General features: G+C 56.7%; 22 protein-coding genes. 9 read left to right on the forward strand and 13 right to left on the reverse strand.

The window, feature by feature from the left end; genetic code table 11:
* Positions 1 to 13 precede the first annotated feature (13 nt).
* Both J2X71_RS37100 and J2X71_RS37105 read right to left on the reverse strand, forming a co-directional pair.
* Positions 14 to 1,021 carry a serine hydrolase gene (locus J2X71_RS37100; RefSeq protein ID WP_310390406.1) on the reverse strand — a complete coding sequence of 336 codons (1,008 nt, stop codon included), beginning with the start codon at positions 1,019 to 1,021 and terminating at the stop codon, positions 14 to 16.
* Positions 1,022 to 1,283: 262 nt separating this feature from the next.
* Positions 1,284 to 2,159: an NmrA family NAD(P)-binding protein gene (locus J2X71_RS37105; protein WP_310390407.1), complete on the reverse strand. Its 876-nt coding sequence runs from the start codon at positions 2,157 to 2,159 to the stop codon at positions 1,284 to 1,286.
* Between the two features lie 103 nt (positions 2,160 to 2,262).
* Here J2X71_RS37105 and J2X71_RS37110 point away from each other — a divergent pair, with 103 nt between their 5' ends.
* Positions 2,263 to 2,868 (forward strand): TetR family transcriptional regulator, encoded by a 606-nt coding sequence (locus tag J2X71_RS37110; RefSeq protein WP_310390408.1) that lies wholly within the window; start codon positions 2,263 to 2,265, stop codon positions 2,866 to 2,868.
* Between the two features lie 351 nt (positions 2,869 to 3,219).
* Here J2X71_RS37110 and J2X71_RS37115 read toward each other — a convergent pair whose 3' ends face one another.
* A complete protein-coding gene (locus J2X71_RS37115) occupies positions 3,220 to 3,465 on the reverse strand; it encodes a hypothetical protein (RefSeq protein WP_310390446.1) in 246 nt (81 codons plus the stop codon).
* Positions 3,466 to 3,907: 442 nt separating this feature from the next.
* Here J2X71_RS37115 and J2X71_RS37120 point away from each other — a divergent pair, with 442 nt between their 5' ends.
* The 6 genes from J2X71_RS37120 to J2X71_RS37145 all read left to right on the forward strand — a co-directional run bounded on the left by J2X71_RS37120 (position 3,908) and on the right by J2X71_RS37145 (position 10,064).
* Positions 3,908 to 5,056, forward strand: a complete 1,149-nt coding sequence (locus tag J2X71_RS37120; protein WP_310390409.1) for a homocitrate synthase — start codon at positions 3,908 to 3,910, stop codon at positions 5,054 to 5,056.
* The gene (locus tag J2X71_RS37125) at positions 5,053 to 6,288 is read left to right on the forward strand and encodes an aconitase/3-isopropylmalate dehydratase large subunit family protein (RefSeq protein WP_310390410.1); all 1,236 of its coding nucleotides are present in this window, start codon (positions 5,053 to 5,055) and stop codon (positions 6,286 to 6,288) included. The genes J2X71_RS37120 and J2X71_RS37125 overlap by 4 nt, the downstream gene beginning before the upstream one ends.
* Positions 6,285 to 6,809 carry a 3-isopropylmalate dehydratase gene (locus tag J2X71_RS37130; protein ID WP_310390411.1) on the forward strand — a complete coding sequence of 175 codons (525 nt, stop codon included), beginning with the start codon at positions 6,285 to 6,287 and terminating at the stop codon, positions 6,807 to 6,809. Before J2X71_RS37125 ends, J2X71_RS37130 begins: the two co-directional genes overlap by 4 nt.
* Positions 6,806 to 7,738 (forward strand): isocitrate lyase/phosphoenolpyruvate mutase family protein, encoded by a 933-nt coding sequence (locus tag J2X71_RS37135; RefSeq protein ID WP_310390412.1) that lies wholly within the window; start codon positions 6,806 to 6,808, stop codon positions 7,736 to 7,738. Before J2X71_RS37130 ends, J2X71_RS37135 begins: the two co-directional genes overlap by 4 nt.
* 9 nt (positions 7,739 to 7,747) lie before the next feature.
* Positions 7,748 to 8,800 (forward strand): isocitrate/isopropylmalate family dehydrogenase, encoded by a 1,053-nt coding sequence (locus tag J2X71_RS37140; RefSeq protein WP_310390413.1) that lies wholly within the window; start codon positions 7,748 to 7,750, stop codon positions 8,798 to 8,800.
* An 82-nt stretch (positions 8,801 to 8,882) separates the two neighbouring features.
* Positions 8,883 to 10,064 carry a glutamate carboxypeptidase gene (locus J2X71_RS37145; protein WP_310390414.1) on the forward strand — a complete coding sequence of 394 codons (1,182 nt, stop codon included), beginning with the start codon at positions 8,883 to 8,885 and terminating at the stop codon, positions 10,062 to 10,064.
* Here J2X71_RS37145 and J2X71_RS37150 read toward each other — a convergent pair.
* Complete coding sequence (locus J2X71_RS37150; RefSeq protein ID WP_310390415.1) at positions 10,010 to 10,945, reverse strand: LysR substrate-binding domain-containing protein; 936 nt, start codon at positions 10,943 to 10,945, stop codon at positions 10,010 to 10,012. The genes J2X71_RS37145 and J2X71_RS37150 overlap by 55 nt on opposite strands.
* 116 nt (positions 10,946 to 11,061) lie before the next feature.
* On the opposite strand from J2X71_RS37150, the gene J2X71_RS38225 reads away from it, so the two are divergent.
* Both J2X71_RS38225 and J2X71_RS37155 read left to right on the forward strand, forming a co-directional pair.
* Positions 11,062 to 11,211 (forward strand): DUF1127 domain-containing protein, encoded by a 150-nt coding sequence (locus tag J2X71_RS38225; RefSeq protein WP_405049801.1) that lies wholly within the window; start codon positions 11,062 to 11,064, stop codon positions 11,209 to 11,211.
* A 76-nt stretch (positions 11,212 to 11,287) separates the two neighbouring features.
* Positions 11,288 to 12,157 (forward strand): DMT family transporter, encoded by an 870-nt coding sequence (locus J2X71_RS37155; RefSeq protein WP_310390416.1) that lies wholly within the window; start codon positions 11,288 to 11,290, stop codon positions 12,155 to 12,157.
* Between the two features lie 43 nt (positions 12,158 to 12,200).
* On the opposite strand, the gene J2X71_RS37160 is transcribed toward J2X71_RS37155, so the two are convergent.
* From J2X71_RS37160 to J2X71_RS38230, 9 genes are read right to left on the reverse strand one after another with little or no spacing between them, the layout of a single operon-like run.
* A complete protein-coding gene (locus J2X71_RS37160; RefSeq protein WP_310390417.1) occupies positions 12,201 to 12,602 on the reverse strand; it encodes a helix-turn-helix transcriptional regulator in 402 nt (133 codons plus the stop codon).
* A gap of 33 nt (positions 12,603 to 12,635) precedes the next feature.
* The gene (locus J2X71_RS37165; protein WP_310390418.1) at positions 12,636 to 13,241 is read right to left on the reverse strand and encodes a MobA/MobL family protein; all 606 of its coding nucleotides are present in this window, start codon (positions 13,239 to 13,241) and stop codon (positions 12,636 to 12,638) included.
* Positions 13,238 to 13,852 carry a hypothetical protein gene (locus tag J2X71_RS37170; protein ID WP_310390419.1) on the reverse strand — a complete coding sequence of 205 codons (615 nt, stop codon included), beginning with the start codon at positions 13,850 to 13,852 and terminating at the stop codon, positions 13,238 to 13,240. Before J2X71_RS37170 ends, J2X71_RS37165 begins: the two co-directional genes overlap by 4 nt.
* Entirely contained in the window at positions 13,853 to 15,214 is a 1,362-nt protein-coding gene (gene trbI, locus J2X71_RS37175; protein ID WP_310390420.1) for an IncP-type conjugal transfer protein TrbI, read from the reverse strand. It lies immediately after the preceding gene.
* Between the two features lie 12 nt (positions 15,215 to 15,226).
* Positions 15,227 to 15,682: a conjugal transfer protein TrbH gene (gene trbH, locus J2X71_RS37180; RefSeq protein ID WP_310390421.1), complete on the reverse strand. Its 456-nt coding sequence runs from the start codon at positions 15,680 to 15,682 to the stop codon at positions 15,227 to 15,229.
* Between the two features lie 3 nt (positions 15,683 to 15,685).
* Positions 15,686 to 16,510, reverse strand: a complete 825-nt coding sequence (gene trbG / locus J2X71_RS37185) for a P-type conjugative transfer protein TrbG (protein WP_310390422.1) — start codon at positions 16,508 to 16,510, stop codon at positions 15,686 to 15,688.
* Between the two features lie 19 nt (positions 16,511 to 16,529).
* Entirely contained in the window at positions 16,530 to 17,195 is a 666-nt protein-coding gene (gene trbF / locus J2X71_RS37190) for a conjugal transfer protein TrbF (protein ID WP_310390423.1), read from the reverse strand.
* 41 nt (positions 17,196 to 17,236) lie between these two features.
* The gene (gene trbL, locus J2X71_RS37195) at positions 17,237 to 18,352 is read right to left on the reverse strand and encodes a P-type conjugative transfer protein TrbL (RefSeq protein WP_310390424.1); all 1,116 of its coding nucleotides are present in this window, start codon (positions 18,350 to 18,352) and stop codon (positions 17,237 to 17,239) included.
* Between the two features lie 10 nt (positions 18,353 to 18,362).
* Positions 18,363 to 18,557 carry a DUF2749 domain-containing protein gene (locus tag J2X71_RS38230; protein WP_405049799.1) on the reverse strand — a complete coding sequence of 65 codons (195 nt, stop codon included), beginning with the start codon at positions 18,555 to 18,557 and terminating at the stop codon, positions 18,363 to 18,365.
* Positions 18,558 to 18,559 lie beyond the last annotated feature (2 nt).

Below are 18,559 nucleotides of genomic sequence, written 5' to 3' on the forward strand. Positions count from 1 at the left end.
GATGCCTCCAGATTTAAGGTGCAGCCGCGACGATCTTACGCATGAGCTGGAAGAAATCCCGCATCTCTATGCCGCGTCGGTTCTGAGCTGGGTCCACGGTTTGCACGATCACGAGCCGCTTTTCCGGCACATAGGCAACGACCTGCCCGCCATAGCCGGCGTTGAATGCGCCGTCCTGTCCCCACTGATCGGCGCGCAGCGTCCACCACATATAGCCGTAGCCGCTATTATGGTCGGATGGCTGCGACAGCGCCGTGGTGGACTCCCGCACCCAAGCGGCGGGAATAACCTGCCGGCCGCCCCACTCGCCGCCGTTGAGGAAAAGCTGTCCGAACCGCGCAAGGTCGCGGGCGCTCATAGTGAACGGGTAGGCTGGATGGACCGATGATTTTTCGAGGGAATAGCTGCCGTCACGCGCCGAAAAATCCTCCATGCCGATCGGCGCGGCGATCCGCTGCGCGAAGCTCTGGAAAATATCTTCGCCGGTCTGCTGCCGGTAGATCGTGCCAAGGGCGTTGAAATCCCAATTGTTGTAGAACCAGAACGAGCCGGGCGTATGACTGCCGCGCTCGGGTCGCTTCTGGCGAATATCGGCGGTTTCATAAGCGGCGACGTGGTAGATTCCCGATCGCGACATAAGCAGGTCGCGCACGGACGCCTGCTTCTCGGCTGCCGTCAGGGCCGGGGGCTTATCGTCAATGCCGAGATCGGCAAGGGTGCTGGCGAGACTGATCCGACCTTCCGAAACTGCGATGCCGTAAAGCGCGCTCAACAGGCTCTTGCGAACGGAGGCGACATTCACCTCGCGGGACACATCACCCCAACTAGCGATTACCTTGCCGTCCTGCACCACCATGACGGCCGTAGGCTTCAGGGTGGCGGCATAGTCCTGAGCCTCCTTCAGCCCATCAATCGACCAGCCGGAAGATGCAGGATCGGTGCTTTGCCACGGCTGTGCGGCTGCATTCCCGGCGATGGAAAGGAAGAAGAAGGCAGTAATAGCAAAGATAATTTCCCGCATAAATATCCCGGAACTGTTGTCTCGAAAACTCCAAAGCCTGCAACAACTCTACACCACTGAGCTGGCGCTGACACGTGGATGGTGCAACACTGATCCTTCTTCGACGTGGTAACCGCCTCTGCAAATGCTGCGACAAGTGCGCCCCGGTTGTCCCGCAAGAATGCTGGCTGCGACCGGGCTTCCCGATTTCAGCAGCCGGATGCAGACGCCTTGCTTCCAGCGATCTATCGTAGGTTTTAGTCGCTGATGGTGATTAGTTAGCTTAGCTCAAGTTCTGTTTCGCCCATTCAGCCATTGTCGTCCCCGGTCGGCCCAGCACTTTTTGCACATCGTCACGAGCAACTGCCTGATACGCAAGCTTGCCAGCCGCCGCCAATTCCATAGTAATAACGGCACTTTCCATGTAGGCACGACTAGACGCGTCAGGTATCGCCGCGATGGCCTTCCGTAGGGCATCAGCATCAAGTGGCATGTATTTGACCTCGCGATCGAGATGAGCGGAAAGGATGTCGGCGACCTCCGTTCCCTTCAACACTTCGACGCTCAGGAAGTAGTTAGCGCCACCGTGCTTTTCTGGGCCTTCGCGGAGCACAACCGCTGCAACAGCGGCAATGTCCGCAGCGCAAACCCAACCAACTGGAACGTTGTTTGGATATGCTGAAAATGATCCCGTCTCACTGATGGGAGGATCAGTAACAAGGCTCGAGTCGGTTATGACGTTGGGGTGCAGGTGCGTCCAAGCGATACCGCTTGCCTCGATATAGGTTTCGATCATGTCGTGCCAGGCGAAATGCGGTTGATCATCACGGCGCGAGGTAAACACTCCAAGATGCACGATGTGGCTCACGCCTGCCTCAACGGCAGCATCGACCATCTTTTTACTCTGAAACAGCATATCCGCCGTGTAGCCCGTCAACAGGAATAGACGGTCCACACCTGCCAGCGCGGCGGGGAAGGTCGAAGGGTCATTAAGATCCAAAACGACACCGTCTTGGCCTTCCGCTCGCCATTTCTCAGCCACTTCCGGGCGGCTTGTGGCAAGTCTCACGTCGATGCCTTCATGGTCTTTTTCGAAGTTTTGGACTAACTTTGACCCGATGCGGCCGGTTGCTCCGAGTAGGAGGATTTTCGCTACCATGTTTCTTCCTTTCGATGCGATTGAACGCAACATATACACGCAATGGCTTGAAACGACAAATGTGTCACTAGATGACTCATTCGGCATATGATACCATTTTCTGATGAATCAACCTCTGAAATTTCGAGAAGTCGCGAAACGCGCGATAAGAGAGCAGATCAGCGCCGCCGCCCTGGCGCGTTTCAGAGATCAAGGTTTTCATGAGACAACTGTCGAACACATTGCTGCCGACGTCGGCATGTCGACACGAACGTTCTTCAGATATTTCTCCTCGAAAGACGAAGTTCTTTTGGAGGCTACGTACGCTTTCGAAGATCGGTTCCTGAACGCCCTACAAGAGGTGTTGCGTACCGATAATCTCTGGGAAGCGCTTGGATTAGCACTCCGGGTTAGCACTATCGAGTGCCGTTCAGACGTCGCTCAGCATGAACGCGAAGTACAGAAGCTCATCCAGAATACACCGTCGCTCATGGCTCGACAGTTAGAGGTGATGGATCACCTGCAGGCTGAAGCAGCTTCGCGCTGCTGCTTACTGAACCCACAGGCGGCCCGGTTGGACGAAGGCACGGTCCATGCAGTGGTTGGCTCAGCCTTCTCCTGTTATCGCACAGCTGAATTGCGTCTCGATGTTGACGCTACAAGCGATGAGGCAGGAAAGGCGTTAAGCTTATTGATGCAAGCTTTGAAGCCCGTCGCGCTTCAAGACTAGCCACCCCTGTATGCGATTTCATTAACCGCCTCGGGCAGAAGCAGCAGTTGCGAACGATCCGTTCCTGAAAAATGTGCCATGGCAGGAATCTACCATTTACGGTCTGGCGGAAGGCTTCGCCGCGCCACAAGGCTTACCAGAAAATCCCCGAGACGATTTCCGACAGAATCGCGCCGTAGAGCCTGGCGGAGGGATACCATCTCCGAGCAGTGCGGTGCGGTCCATGGTCGCGCGAGGCAGAGGGCGGTTCACTGGTCCAAACTGGCTCGAAATTCATTCAATTCATGAATCGCATAATCAACATTATGGAACTAAGTCATTGATATTGCTATCTAATTCAGCCTTGCGTTTTCAGTCCAATGCGTTGTCCAAGGATCCAACATCGAGATATCGGCCAAGCGACCGCAAATAGCTCACGATCTCCGGAAGCAGAAAGTCACGATCTCCATAAACCTCATTTATGCGCGCGAGTTCTTCCCGTGCTGCATTCAGTTCCTCGATCTCACCGAGCACATAACGTCCATGGCCAATGGCACAAATATCGCAACCAGCTTTGATGACATCTTCGACGAATGCGGGAATCTGCTCCGCCTGCATCAGCTTCATACCGATCACCCAAAAATTGAAACAAAAAGAACGAACAGCCCGACAAGGAATATCGGCCCCCCGGGAATGACCATCAGTCCCATTCAAGCCTTATTCCATCCTTCCAGGCGCTCAAATTTCACCTTCTCCTCGTAGGAGCCGAGTTGGGCACGCCGGCGGCGTTTGTCCGTTCAAATCGAAGCCTGTCGATATTCTTGTGCCGGTTGAATGCAAGCAGTACCTAAGTACCCTGCGGGCATACAAACCTACACCATCTTGCACGCCAAACCCCGTAAATGCTCGTTAAAATTGAGAATTTTCTCTCTGAAGAGTGAATTGAATCAACGTTCTAGCCGTTCTGGAACGTAGCAAGTGCGGAATCGTCGTTTGATACGAAAGCCCCGCTGTCTATCTTTTGTGACAGTTTTATGACGGAAACAGGGAGGCGGTTACGATGATTAGGCACGATATTATTCTCGAAGACACCACGTTGCGCGATGGCGAGCAGGCTCCCGGCGTGGCCTTCTCCAAGGAAACGAAACTCAAAATTCTGGACAAGCTCATTCAGGCCGGCGTTCGCTGGGTTGAGCCGGGCATTCCTGCTATGGGTGGCGAGGAACTTGCCACCCTTCACGCCATGCTCGAGCGCAAGGACGAGGTCCGATTGATCGGGTGGAACCGCGGGATCATGGAAGATGTCGCCGCGACCATCGATATGGGTTTCGAGGCCGTTCACATCGGCCTGCCGACGTCGACCATCCACCTGAAGGGCAGCGTCGGAAAAGATCGTCCCTGGCTGCTTCAACGGGCAGCGGAGATTATTAAGTACTGTAAAGACCGGAATGTGTTTGTCTCGATAAGCGCGGAGGATGTCGGCAGAACCGAAATCTCTTTCCTCCAGGAATATGCCGGCGCGGTTACCGAAGCTGGAGCAGATCGGCTTCGTCTTTCCGATACCGTCGGCATTCTCTCACCAGAAGAGTACGGCCGGCGAGTCGAGGCAGTTGGACGAGTGACGTCCATTGATACCCAATGCCACTGCCATAACGACTTTGGGTTGGCGGTCGCCAACACACTGGCTGGCCTCAACGCGGGAGCTCGCTATTTCCATGTCTGCGTGAACGCCATGGGCGAACGGGCAGGTATGCCCGATCTGGCCCAAATGGCGTTGGCGCTCAAGCATCTTTATGGGCGTGACGTCGGCATCAATACCGAGCATCTTAAGGAGCTCGCGGAGATGGTCGCGGCCGCCAGCCACCAGCCCCTGCCTGCTTGGCAACCAGTCGTCGGCGACAACGTGTTCGCCCACGAGTCCGGAATCCACGTCAACGGTATGCTGAAAAACACCAGCACCTTCGAACCCTTCACTCCGGAAGAAGTGGGCAACGTCCGTCGCTATGTGATTGGAAAGCATTCTGGTCGCGCAACATTACGCAGCGTACTCGAAAACAACGGTATTCCGGTTGACGAGGATAAGCTGGCGACTTGCCTGAGCGAGGTGCGCGCGGTCGCTATCCGGCAAGGTGCGGCACTCACCCCCGACCAGTTCTGTGACCTCTATAAGGGTCACGAACATTTGGTTCCGGTGGAGGCAGCCCAATGAGCACCCCCACGCTCGTTGAACAAATCATCTCAGGTCACGCGAAGCGTGACCTGGTGTCCCCGGGCGATCTCGTGACAGCGAACGTCGATCGCGTCTATCTTCAGGATGGTAACTCTCCGACGATTGCCGGACTATTTGCCAAACACGGCTTCGCCGAAGTCTTTGATCGCGAGCGTGTCGGCATATTTTTCGACCACTCGGTTATCGCCCCTGATAAGCATATTGCAGCGCGGTTGCGTGAAGCGGAGCGCCTTGCAGAGCGGCTGGGCGTTCGGGTGTTTCGCGCGGGGGAAGGCATCAGCCACGTCGTTGCGCTCGAGGAAGGTTGGTACGAACCTGGCACGATCGTTATCGGTTCGGATTCTCACACATGCACCGGTGGCGCAACGCAATGTCTATCGTTGGGAATGGGAGCCTCCGATTGCGCTGCGGCAATGGTGACCGGTGAAACCTGGCTTAGAGTTCCCGATACGGTTTGGATCAACGCACTTGGCCGTCCGGGATCTGCAGCGCGTGCTCGCGACGTCGCTCTGTTTGCATTGGCAGAAAACAGCCAATTGCCATTCCTCTACAAGTCGGTCGAGTGGACGGGAGAGTGGTTTGACGATCTCGGACTCGATTCCTGCGCAAGCGTTGCAAACTTGGGCGTGGAGATGGGCGCCAAATGCACTTTTCTTCCTCCGGGTCCCGGCCGACCTGAAAACATGAAGCCTATCGATCTTCCGGAAGCTGATGATCCGCGCGTCATCCGCCTGAATATCGATGGTCTTCCACCGATGATCTCCAAGCCGCATTCGCCGGGCAACGCAGTGCCCATCAGTGACTGCGAGGGGCTTGAAATCAATTATGTCTTCATTGGCACCTGCACCAATGGGCGGCTTGAAGACATCGCCGAGGCTGCCGCAGTTCTCAGCGACGCCAAGGTTCGAGCCGGTGTTCAATGTCTTGTCACGCCCGGCTCGCAGCGCGTGTACCTGGAGGCTATGGAGCGGGGCTACATTTCCCAACTCGTAAAAGCAGGCGCGATCATCTCTCCGCCTGGATGCAGCGCTTGTCTTGGCACGCAAGGCAGCATTCCCGCATCCGGCGACCGCGTGCTTTCCACGATGAACCGCAATTTCCTGGGGCGTATGGGGAATCCAGAGGCGGAAATCTACCTCGCCTCCCCGCTCGTGGCGGCGCACACAGCCATCCGTGGCGAAGTGCCAAAGCTCACGGAGTTGATGATATGACCAAGCTTGGACCTCTGCGCGTCCGCAGAATCGACCGGGTGATCTCAACCGATGACATTATCCCAGGTCGCTATAAGCACATGTTCACGGACACGTCCGAGCTCGCAAAACATGTGTTTGAAAACATCTTTCCCGGCCTTGCTGAGACGTTTCGGCCGGGGGACGTCATTTCCAGCTCAACAACGTTCGGTATCGGAAGTTCACGAGAGCAGGCCGCCAGCTCGCTTCTGGCCGCCGGCGTACGAGCCGTCATCGCACCCAGCTTCGGTCGCATCTTCTTTCGGAATGCGTGGAACTTGGGTCTTATTGCCGTAGAGGTCGCAGACTTAGATGCCGGAGAAGGCGACGCCGTAACCATCGATCTCGATGCCGGCCGGATCGAAGGTCCCGGCCGCTCAGCTGCATTCTCGCCCCCGCCCGCGAGAATGCTGGAGATGATCAACGCAGGGGGGCTGCTACCGTTGGTGGCTTCACGTCTGGCCGAGCAAGGCCGAATCCAAGCTGGAGGTTCAGTTCAATGACCATGGCGAACAGAATTCTGCCCGAGAAGAGGCGAGCTCAGCTCAAGGAGTTGCTTTCAGCTGGACGGCTAGTGCGGGCGATTGAAGCCCATAGCGGAATTTCCGCCCTGATATCGAGCGAGACGGCAGGAAATGGCGTCGAAAGCCGTCATTTTGACGCGCTGTGGGTCTCGAGCCTCACGAGTTCTGCCGCCCGGGGTCTTCCCGACATGGAACTTTACGCGCTGGAACGGCGCTTGGAACTCATCGATGAAATTCTCGGTGCCAGTGCGAAACCGTTGATAGTCGACGGTGACACGGGTGGCGATGCCAACGCCTTCGAATACTTGTGCGCCCGTCTGGAAAGTGCCGGCGTTAGCGCGGTAGTGGTGGAGGACAAGCAGCACCCCAAGCGTAACAGTTTGTCGCTGACTTCTTCGCACGTCCTTGAAGATCCGGAAACCTTCGGGCGAAAGCTCTACCGGGGTCGTAAGGTCCTCTTGTCGCCCGACTTCCGAATTTTCGCCCGCCTGGAGAGCCTGATCGCCGGGGAGACGGTGGAGGATGCATTGCGTCGAGCTCGCATTTACGTGGATCATGGCGCGCATGGTGTCATGATCCATTCCAAAGAGCGCGAGCCTACAAGCGTCCTTCGATTCCTGGATCGCTTCAGGGAGCTGGGGTTCACCCAGCCGGTGATTTGCGTCCCGACGACTTACAACAATGTGCGGGCTGAAGACCTGCACGCCCGTGGCGCCAATATCGTTATCCACGCTAACCATCTTCTTCGAGCAGCTCATTTTGCTATGCGGCAGGTCTGCCGTTCTCTTCTGGAGAACGACCGCTCAATGGAAGCGGACAACATGATCACACCAGTCTCGGAGATCTTCCGAGAGGTTGGTTATGATGCGGCGCTTGCCCGGGATTCAGCAAGGGACAGCGTTAGCTGACTGGCAAACATGGACATTCTTATCCTAGAAGGGGATGGCATCGGGCCTGAAATAGCTGCGTCGTGCGCGTGCATTCTTAGTCATTTGAACGCAGAGCGCAAACTGGGCCTCACATTGGAGCGACGATCGGTCGGCTTAACGACATTGCCGACCGAGGGTAGCACCCTGCCCTCCTCCGTCCGGCGAGCAGCCGAACAGGCTGATGGTATCGTACTGGCTCCCCTTTCCACGTTCAGCTACCCGCCGCCCTCTGAAGGTGGGATCAACGCATCGGCCGAGTTTCGAACGGGATTGAACCTTTTCGCAAATTTCCGTCCTTGCAGGCGGCGTCGGGTGGCTGCTGACGGCGCCGATATCGATCTCGTTGTGGTGCGGGAAAATACCGAAGGGTTCTATGCGTGCAGAACGATGTATGCGGGATCGGGCGAATTTATGCCCGATCCTCAAACTGCGTTTGCGCTACGCAAGATCACGTCAGGGGCAAGCCGGGCGATCGCCCGTGAGGCTTTGCAGTTGGCTTCGACGAGGCGCAAAAAGCTCACCGTCGTACACAAGGCAAATGTTTTAAAACTGTCCGACGGGCTGTTTCTTGAGACAGTCCGCTCTGTTGCCGTCGAGTTTCCGTCGGTTGAGATTGAAGAACAACTCGTCGACGCTACAGCTGCGCTCCTAGTGCGGGCGCCGGCGAAGTTCGATGTCGTTCTCACGACAAACATGTTCGGGGACATTCTGTCCAACGAAGCGGCCGAGATAGCCGGTGGATTGGGTATGGCGCCGTCGCTGAATGCGGGTGCCGATCGAGCAATGGCACAAGCTGCACACGGTTCAGCACCAGATATCGCGGGGCAGAATTGCGCCAACCCGGCCGGTTTAATTCTTTCGACCGCAATGCTGCTGAATTGGCTAGGCCACCGATCGAGGCGTCCCGAGCTGATTGAAGCCGCGACGGCGATCGAACAGGCGATCGACACAGCCCTAAGTGACCCCGCGCGTTGCACCCCCGACCAGGGTGGCTCCGCCACTACCGTCCAATTCACAGATGCAATTATCCATAAGCTCTAGGAGAGAGTTGAGCATGAGACGGAAAGCTGCCTGCTACGCGGTGCTCGTGTGCGCTGTCCTTGGAAACACGATGGGTCCCACGATGAGCGAAGAAAATTTCTCTGGCCTGGAACAGAACGCGAGGGAATTGGTCGATCCGTTTATCGAATCCACGCGACGGATGGTCGAAATTGAGTCTCCATCCCTTGATGAGGCGGGGCTGCTCGCAATGCAAAATGAACTATCTCGCCAAGTTCATGCGCTAGGTGGTGACATAGAGCTAATCCCGGCGACAAAAGGGCCTGGCAATAATCTTGTGGCTCGGTGGAAGGGGATGGGCAAAACCAACGTCCTCCTTGTCGGGCATATGGACACCGTCTATCCCCCCGGCATTCTTCAAACCTTCCCCTTCCGACGAGATGCTGGCCGGATTTATGGGCCTGGTGTTCTCGATGATAAAGGCGGCATTGCCATGGCGTTGATGGCCGTCCGCCTACTCCGAGAAGCTGGGCGGGACAACTTCGGCATGGTGACGCTTCTGGCCACGACGGACGAGGAGAAGCAATCTGCAGGATCAAAGGATCTGATCAGATCAATGGCCATGGAGAGTGACGTTGCTTTCATTCTTGAGTTTGGTACGCCCGATGATCGCATTGTCCTTTCAAGGAAAGGCATAGGCTATTTCCGCATCGAGGTTGCTGGAAAGGCCGCACATGCGGGCGCCGAGCCTGAGAAGGGATGCAACGCTGTAGCGGAAATCGCGTACCAGATCGTTCAGATGAGGCAGCTCGAACGGCTCGATCTAGATACCTCTTTTAACTTCACGCTCCTCAGCGGGGGCGAGCGCAGCAACATTATTCCTGCTGAGGCGAAAGCTCAGGCTGACGTGCGTGTGTTGCGGCCGAATGAATTTGACCGTCTGGAAGAGGAAGCAGCTGGGCTTGCAGCGAACAGTAAGCTTTTCCCCTGCTCAGTTATCAAAACCTCCTTGGAGCGCGGGCGCCCCCCCTTTCCTCTGACAGATGAAACAAGTCGCTTAGTCGAGCGTGCGCAGTCGATCTATCGCGAAATCGGCATGGAGCTGAAAACGGAAGCGAGCGGCGCAGGGACAGACGGCAACTACACTTCCGCCGCTGGGACTGTAACGCTCGATGGCTTAGGTCCCGTTGGCGGCGGTGCACACACTGCTGGCGATGAGTACATTGAAGAGGCGCTTATCGCCCCTCGAATCTATTTACTGGCAAGACTGATCGAAGACATTTCTCGTGCGCCGGCGGCGAAATGATCCATATCCGTGATTGACTCCCTGTCGAATTCGGTTGCGGCCTTCCTAAGCCACTCGCAGAATGTTGAAGCCTTCGTGTTACGGCGATGGCGCCGTAGCGCCACGTAGCTCTGTCCGCTTTCTGTGAAACCGAAAGGCGCAATCAGGCGGCCGGCCTTTATATCGTCAGCAACCAGAGGCCATGGCGCGATGCACATTCCAAGGCCGCCGACTGCCGCTTCAAGCATAAAGTAAAAGTGCTCGAACTCAGTACCACTTTCCGCCCCTGCCTTGATGCCAGACAGCCGAGTCCAGTCGACCCAGGCAGAACGTCTTGTCTGCGTGCTCAGCCTCGGTAAACGCATGACACTACCGCCGTCTGCTGGCAGATTTCCGGCATGGACTGGACCAAATCGTTCGGAAAATAAGGGGATCACTTCGCAATCGTCGGGCCATGGACCCGTGCCCACTCGAATAGCAACGTCGAAGCTTTCGCGCGAGAAATCTACCGGGGAATCCGCCGTGCTCAAGCGGACATCAATCGACGGATGGTCGCTTCGAAAACGGTGGAGCCGCGGGATAAGCCATTTCATCAGGAAGGTGCCCAAGCAAGAAACGTCCAGCACACCATCCTGAGTATCGGACACGAGGCGAACAGTCGCGTCGATCTGGTCAAAGGCCGCACTTAGGCCCGGGATCAATATCCGGCCTGCTTCGGTGAGTTTTGGGGCATGTTTCGGCCCTTCAAAGAGCGGTGTGCCCAGGACCTCTTCCAGATGTTGTATCTGGCGACTGATGGCGCTGTGGGTGACGTTCAACTCCTCGGCGGCGAGTTTCATCAGGCCCAGACGGCCGGCGGCTTCGAAGGCGCGTAGCGCATTAAGTGACGGCATGTGTCGCATATGTGCGTTTTCCTCACTTAGGTCGTTCCAAGAAATCGATTATGAGCAGCGTGATAGCTCGATATATAGACTACATGAATGCGAGAAAAACACGAGTTCAAGCTTTTATAGGTATTATGTTGGTCCCTCTCCATCAACTGATTCGATGGATCGAGCGTGCGCACCAACGCAGGTGTTTATCCGAGCTTGACAGTAACCAACTCGTCGATGTCGGCATTTCACCTGAAGCACGTCGCCAAGAGTGCAGGAAGTGGTTCTGGCGATAACCCCCCATGTTGAGGGGTTAGACATCAAAAATTGCCCTAAGGCATTGATCTCGCTCAAATGTGGTGAATACTAATTATGACCCTCGCCGCTATATCGCTAGTTGTCCTTGCATCGTTCGTTCACGCCACTTGGAATTTGCTCTCCAAGCGCGCTTCGTCAGTTGGGCCGATATTTGTCTTTGCATACAACCTTGTCGCCTGCGTCGCTTATGCGCCGTGGGTAGTCTATCTCATCGCTCATCAGAGGATTGAGTGGAGCTGGACCGTAGTGGGATTTATAGTCCTTAGCGGTCTCATACACTTGGCTTACAGCCTGTCTCTTCAGCGGGGATATCAGAAGGCAGACTTCTCGGTCGTCTACCCCGTAGCCCGTGGCACCGGCCCAATGTTGTCAACGGTCGGCGCAATCCTTCTTCTCGGCGAGCGGCCCGCGATCGAGGTCATACTTGGCCTTGTGGCAGTGGTAGGAGGTATCACGCTGATTGCTACGCAGGGGAGACTCGAGGCGTTTCGCAATCCAGGAGGGCTGACCGGCGTAAAATGGGGTACGACCACAGGGGGGCTCATAGCCTCGTACACCGTTGTCGACGCCTACGCTGTGAAAGGCCTCGGGATCGCACCTGTCGTTTTGGACTGGTTCTCCAACCTTCTCCGGTTCTTCCTTCTTGCTCCGCTGGTGTTTGCCGATATTGGTCGGGCTAGAGAGGCGATGCGCGGCTTCTGGTTGCTTGCGATCGGGGTCGGCCTCTTGTCGCCGCTCTCCTATATCCTCGTGTTGACGGCTCTCAATATGGGAGCTCCGCTGAGCGTGGTGGCGCCGATGCGTGAAATGTCCATGATGATCGGTGCAGTGATGGGTATGATAATCCTGCGGGAAGCTGTTGGGTTTTGGCGTATTTTCGGCTGCGCGGTCCTCATCGTCGGCGTCATCTTGCTCACGACGTGAGAGGGCGGCAATCTATACCAACGACCGTCTCAAATCTATGCCCTTACCTAAAGTCACTAGGTTCGGGTTCAGCAATCGCTTTGATGACACTGACGATCCTCTTGCGCAAGGAATGCGAGGTGATCTGGGCAAATGCCAAATTGAGGTCGCGGCCTTCCTTGGTTTCGATAAAGCGCACCAACTCGCCGGCGGTGTGATCCGGATCGCCAAGCGCCTCACTGGCCGGGCCTTCAAAGAAATACGAGACGGGCATTTCAAAGATAGTGGCGATCGCCGCAAGACGGCTTGCACTAACCCGGTTATCTCCCTTCTCGTATTTCTGGACTTGCTGGAACGAAATACCGAGAGTGCCGGCCAACGTCCCTTGGCTCATACCGCGCATACGTCGTTGAGCTTTGATCTTGCTACCTACTTCTATGTCGATCGGGTTTGGCGCATTTGACATTCAGGACCCTTTCTCAATTCAAAATCCTTGGTCTCAACATGTAGTTTTCAACGCTGCCTCGCAGAGCGACGTCCATGCGGCGCGCAATTCAAGCAGTTCGGTTTGATGGGATGTCGGAAAGCCTCGCTTGATCCGTTGCGCCATTGACAGGCCGAAACGGTTCTTGTCGCCGAAGCCGGCCGGCAGAATTTCGCGAGCGCTGCAAAGCGCGAAGAATCTGACAGGGGCTTGATCGTCTACCGAGGCCTGGATGGATAGATCGACCGCGGAGGCGAGATAGTCGGACAAAAATTGACCGAATGCTGCAGCCAGCCGCTCTCTTTCATCGTTCTGCAGGGGCGCAGGAAGGTGGCCCTCCCAAAGCGTTGCCAAATTGGCATCGGATCGTTTTTCGGCCTCTTCCGCGAGCGTCCAAAGCCGCTCACGATCAGACGCCCAAGGGGCACTGATATTAGAGGGCACGATAATGCGAGCTTGAAGAATCCGGCGAGCGCGGGACGATCGAAAAACCTTCCCGTTGACGCCCTTTAGCTCTTGGCCACTATGGTCGGCCGCAACAGCGATTACGCTATCTTGTTGACGACGGCCGATCCGCGCGACCTTCAGGACGTGCAAGCCGGTCGAAATGTTGCTCATCATTCCCCATTGGGATCGAATTTCAAAACCACCCGATCCTCCCAATTTTTACGGTTCCAGACGTGCGGGCCGTTAGCCGGTTGATCGTCAGCGTTGCTTTCCAGCACTTTCCCATCAAACGTGATGCTAATTTTGCCACTGGCACCAAGGCCCACCTCGTTGAGATCAGCGAGAGCTTTTGGCGGCACTTCCGGCGATGAAATCACTACCGTTCCATCCTGTTCGCGCCGGATCGTCAGAAAGTTGTTGCTGCCGCCATTGGTGTTCGGAAAGCCGATCACCGGCGCGGCCTCGCTCAGCTCGCCGGCGACAGTCATGGCAAAGTCGTACCTGCCCTCCCCGACATAGGAGAACCGCGTCATACCGGGAAGGTTGAGCGCGGACGCTTCCTGCGCCTTCATTTGCTCCTCATGGTTGGCAGGAAGAACCTGCCCCTTAGCCAGAGCGCCGATCGTTCGCGGCTCAGCTAGCCGACCCTTAATAGCAGCGTCGTAACGATAGCCTCTGACCGAAATATCGGCGTTGAGTTCTTCTGGCAAAACGCAGCCGCTCAGAAGAGCGGCCACGCCTAGAATGACGGGGAGTCGGAGTCCTTTACGTGTTATTCTGACCATTTACCGCTCCACGTAGCCGGTTTGATATGCGCCGGGAAAAACAATGTCCTGATCGACAAGGATATTGAAATTGTACCCAGGCCGAATTTCCAAGGTCGGCTGGATATTCATGTTCTTGTCGATCGTCCGTTCAGCAACACGCCCGAAGGTTTCAGCGAAGTTGCGGCGAGCTGCATCCGATGGGTCATTCTGGGAAACGCCAAAGGCGTTCCGGTTGCTTTCTGGCAGTGCCATGTCAACGCCCGTGCCAATGGCAGCAACAAGGATAGCTGACCCCCAAACACGCCAGAAATGGCTGTTCACCTTGTCTGTGAAGCCGCCATACCCTTGCGTATCAACGCCTGCCATGCCGCCGATCTGGAGCGTCGAACCATTTGGGAAAATGATGTCGGTCCAGATCACCAGCACACGTTCCTGACCATACGACACTTGGGAATCGTATCTGCCAAAGAGCTTTGTTCCCTGCGGAATCAAAAGCCGATGGCCGGTTGCACTATCGTAGACATGCTGACGGACTTGCGCCGTGATCCGGCCCGGAAGGTCCGAATTGATGCCGGTAACGAGGGTGGCGGGGATCATCGAGCCGCGTTTCAATTCATAGGGCGAGAGTTGCGGAACGACCTGATTTGGGAGATAGCCAGCGTCGGCAACATCTTGGTTCAGGAACGAGATCTTGCCTTGCTGATTGTTCGGATCGGCCATGGCACCCGGGCCGCCGGCGCCGCCAATGCCGGCGCGCAGCGCTGCGGCATAGAGATCGGACATGCCGCCCGAGGCGGGCTGTCCGCTGCCCTGCCCTTGGCCTTGCGCCTGCTGACCCATTCCCTGCTGCTGAGCAACGCTCGTTACATCGACGGCCATAGGGCTGTTGCGAGCATTGCTATTCGCCTGAATCGCCGCCAACTGTTGACGATTTTTCTCACGCAACAACGCTTCCTCATGCTCACGCATGAGGCGTTCGCGCCAATCGGCCTCCGGCTCGAGCGTCGAAACTTGCTGCTGTTGCTCCGGCTGCTGCGTATTCGGGCGCGTTCCTGGCTGGAAGGGATTGACCCCTTCCGGCGTTTCCATCGTCGTGTTCCCGGGCGTGATAATCAACGGGTCGGCTCGCGCCGGCTCATTCACTCCGTCACCGATATTACGGGTTAGTTCGTCGGCAAAATCCGACGCTGGCTGGCCTATGGCCTCTTCCGGCTGCCCGCCACCCCCGCCGATTAAACCGCGTTGCGACATGCCCCAGAGGACCACGACTACAAGGATAACGATCAGACCGATAAAAAAGTAGACCGGCACCCGGTTTAGGCGGCGGATTTTGGGGCGATCATCGTCATCACCCGCCGATCCCAGATCAATTGAACTCATGTCCCTGCCCTCTTAGCTTTTGCCGCGCGTCATCACTGAAAGCGGGCTCGATGGCACAGCGCCGGTTGTGGTGGTCTGATACGAGCGCGCCAGCTCGACACTTGGCGTCGAGATCCGCGCAAGTACCTGTCCGTCGGCAGTATCCACCGTGTAAGCCAATGCAATCGCGCCTCCACCAGACGCGGCCGGATCAACTGCATAGCCCCAGGTGCGCAAATGCTTGTCGAAGGCGGATGCAAAAGCGGTGTTATCGCTCTTGAGAGCGATCGTGCCGGTTCCCGGTCCGACATGCTCGGCAAGACGCGCCACCATATCAGCGGCGACACCATCGGCCGCCGTAGCATCGAGATTGGCAGCGTCTATGCTGCCTTGGGGCGAAAAATAGCCCCCTGTTGTCGTGCAGGCAGCCAACGATACCGAGACGAGCACAATGGAAACGACGCGCGAGATTTTGGAGTTTACCAGCATCGGTTAACCCCTCCTTTGAATGGTTATTTTCTGCTGCTGACGGCCCACTCCTGAAATCAGGATCGCTTTGTCGATCAGATAATCGACCACCATCATGTTGTTGTTGAGCCGGTAGTTGACGATCTGGTTTTGACCGCCAGAGACGACATAGAGGACCGGAGCATCGCCGCTACCAAGATGGCCGGGGAATTGAATGTAAGTCTTGGTCCCATCCGAATAGATACGGGTCGGCTTCCAGCGGGCCGAACCCGACATGGAGAAATTGAAGTTGAGGTTTTCGGCCGGAATTCCCGCGCCGGGAATGATGCTGTCTGAAATCTGCTGGTTGACGGCCGCGATCTGCTGGCGAACGTCTTCCGGGTATTTAAAGGCCACGCGCGCCATATAGTTCGAGCCGTGGGATTGCAGATTGATATGATAGGTGCGGCGCGACGTGGTGACGACCATGGATGTTTTAAGGCCCGCTTCTGCGGGCTTAACAATAAGGCTGATGCGTTGACCTTGCGGCGAACCGGATGAAGCCGGCTCGACCTGCCAGCGGACGGTATCGCCTACAAGAACATCGCGGACTGCTTCGCCGGGTTGCAGCTGCACTTCGCAAAGCTGCAACGGAGCGCAGATCACCGTGGGCTGGGTTTCCCCGAACAGATAGATCACCTGGCCATCAGCGCCGCGCGTCATCACCGCGCCGGCGTTCTGCCATTGTCCGGAGAGCTGCGTACCGCGCTGTCCGTTTCCATAATCTGCCGATTGGCCCACCGTGGGGGCAATCGTGGACAACATAAGTGCGGCGGCAACGCTCGCGCGCAATTTCACAATGTTAAACATTTATCTCTCCGCGAGCGTCTTAAAGTTGAGCGGTCCAATCGAAGTCTTTGAGGTAAAGACCGATTGGATTTAACCGAATGATAGCTTCGTCCTGGGGGGGCGATAGTGTGACGGTCGCAACTCCGCGCCAGCGCCGAGTACGCAATTCCTTGCCTGCACGGTCGCGTTCGATCTCCGTCCAATCGATCTGGTACGACTGGTTGGAAAGAGCGACGATGTTGTTGATTTCGACCGAAACTGTCATGGTCCGGGCGCGATCAAAGGGCGAGTTGTTGCGATACCAGTTGTTGACCTTCTCGGTGGAAGGATCTTGCCGACGCAACAGAGCATATGTCCGGTCGATATAGCCCTTCTGAACGATGTTATCGGGCGTTATCGAGCGGAAATTATAGACAAACTGGCCAATCATGTTGCGAACGACGCGCTCGTCCGCATACTCGATTTGGGCGGGGAAACCGCCGGTCACTGAATTGCCGAGCGTGTCGACCTGCACGATATACGGCACCAATTTTACTTGGCTGGCCTGATAGAGCGCAAACCCGAAGCCGATCGTCGCCATGACGAGGGAAACCGATCCGACCGTCATCCACGCCTTGGCGGCACGGTTGGAACCACCCATCCGCTCGTTCCATTCGTGCCGAGCCGCGAGGTAAGGGTTTTCTAGGTGCTTTAGTTTTTTGGCCATGGCCGACTTTCCTGCCTTCTAAAAATTGCGGGCCACGCCGCTTATTTGCCTTCAGTCTTCCGATTCCGGAGGCCCATTGATCTCGAAGAGCCGCCAGCGCCCGAGCCGTGCGATCCCATGGCGGCTTTTGCGGCGGTTCCTGCCATTGCGCTGCCGCCTGCCTTCATCCCGGCCATGGTTTGGCCGAGGATGCCGGCGCCACTGGCCTTGGCCGCGCCTGCCGCTGCAAAGCCCGCGCCGACGCCAGCCGCGGTCGATGCGGCAAAGGCCGTGACCTGTGCGCCGGATCTGATCGCTTCCATGCCGTTGCTGACCGAGACGCCCTGAACCACGCCCTGGATGATGTTCGGCACGTACATGGCGATGATGAACACCACGACCGACAACCCGCCCACGATGATGGACGAGAGCCATTGCTGTTCGCCCGCTGGCGGTGCTTGCGCAAAGGAGATCAGTGTTTGGGAGCCGATGGCAGCGATCATCACCAATGCCATGAGCTTCATGCCGACCGAGAAGGCATAGACGAGATACTTGATGGCGAAATCCTTGGTGAAGCTGGAGCCACCGAGGCCGAGCATGATCATGCCGGCCAGCAGGCCGACATACATTTCGACCAGTACCGAAACGAAGATAGCGGCGACCAAGGCAAAGCTGACAATGACCAGAATACAGGCGAAAACCGCCGCGATCGCGCCAACATTGTCTTCGAAAAGCCCGACCTTGATATGGTTCGAAAGCTCGCTGGCTACATTAATGCCCGCGTTGAATGTGTCGGCCGGAGAGGCCGACCCATTGCTGCCCGAGCCGATCTGGAACAGGCTCAAAACAATGTCCTTGCCGAACTGCGGACCAACTTGGAGCAGAAAGAGGAAGAAGCCGATGAATATGACGCGGCGCACCAACTCGGCCGCCCATTGATCGAGCGATGGCGCGGAGATCGCAAGCCAGACCGCCGCAATGCCGAACTCAATACCAGCCAGAAGCCAGAACAATGTCCGCGCGCCATTCAAGAGTCGCGTTTCCCACGTCTTGGCGGCAGCTTCCATCGATTGTTCAAGCGTCGTCAGGACCGAACCGTCCTGAGCAAATGCCGCATCGGTCAAGCCGATCGCGGCGATGGCGAAAACCGCCAATCCTAAAACCGTCGCCCCGCGCATGGTGAAATCCTTAGAACCTGGGTTGCATCTTCTGGCCGCCCTCTGTGGGCAGAGGATCTTTCGGCGCAAAGAAATCTTGTGCCCTCTTCTCGACCTCGGCATTTGCCGAGGCCCTTTGGTTCGAAACCACGAAGTAGGTAATGCCTCCCCCCGCTAAGGCGGCGAGCAATAGAACGACGGCGAGAACGGGGAGCTTGAAGGTCATTT

Origin of the sequence: Rhizobium sp. 1399 (genome assembly GCF_031455475.1) — a bacterium.
GTDB lineage: Bacteria > Pseudomonadota > Alphaproteobacteria > Rhizobiales > Rhizobiaceae > Rhizobium.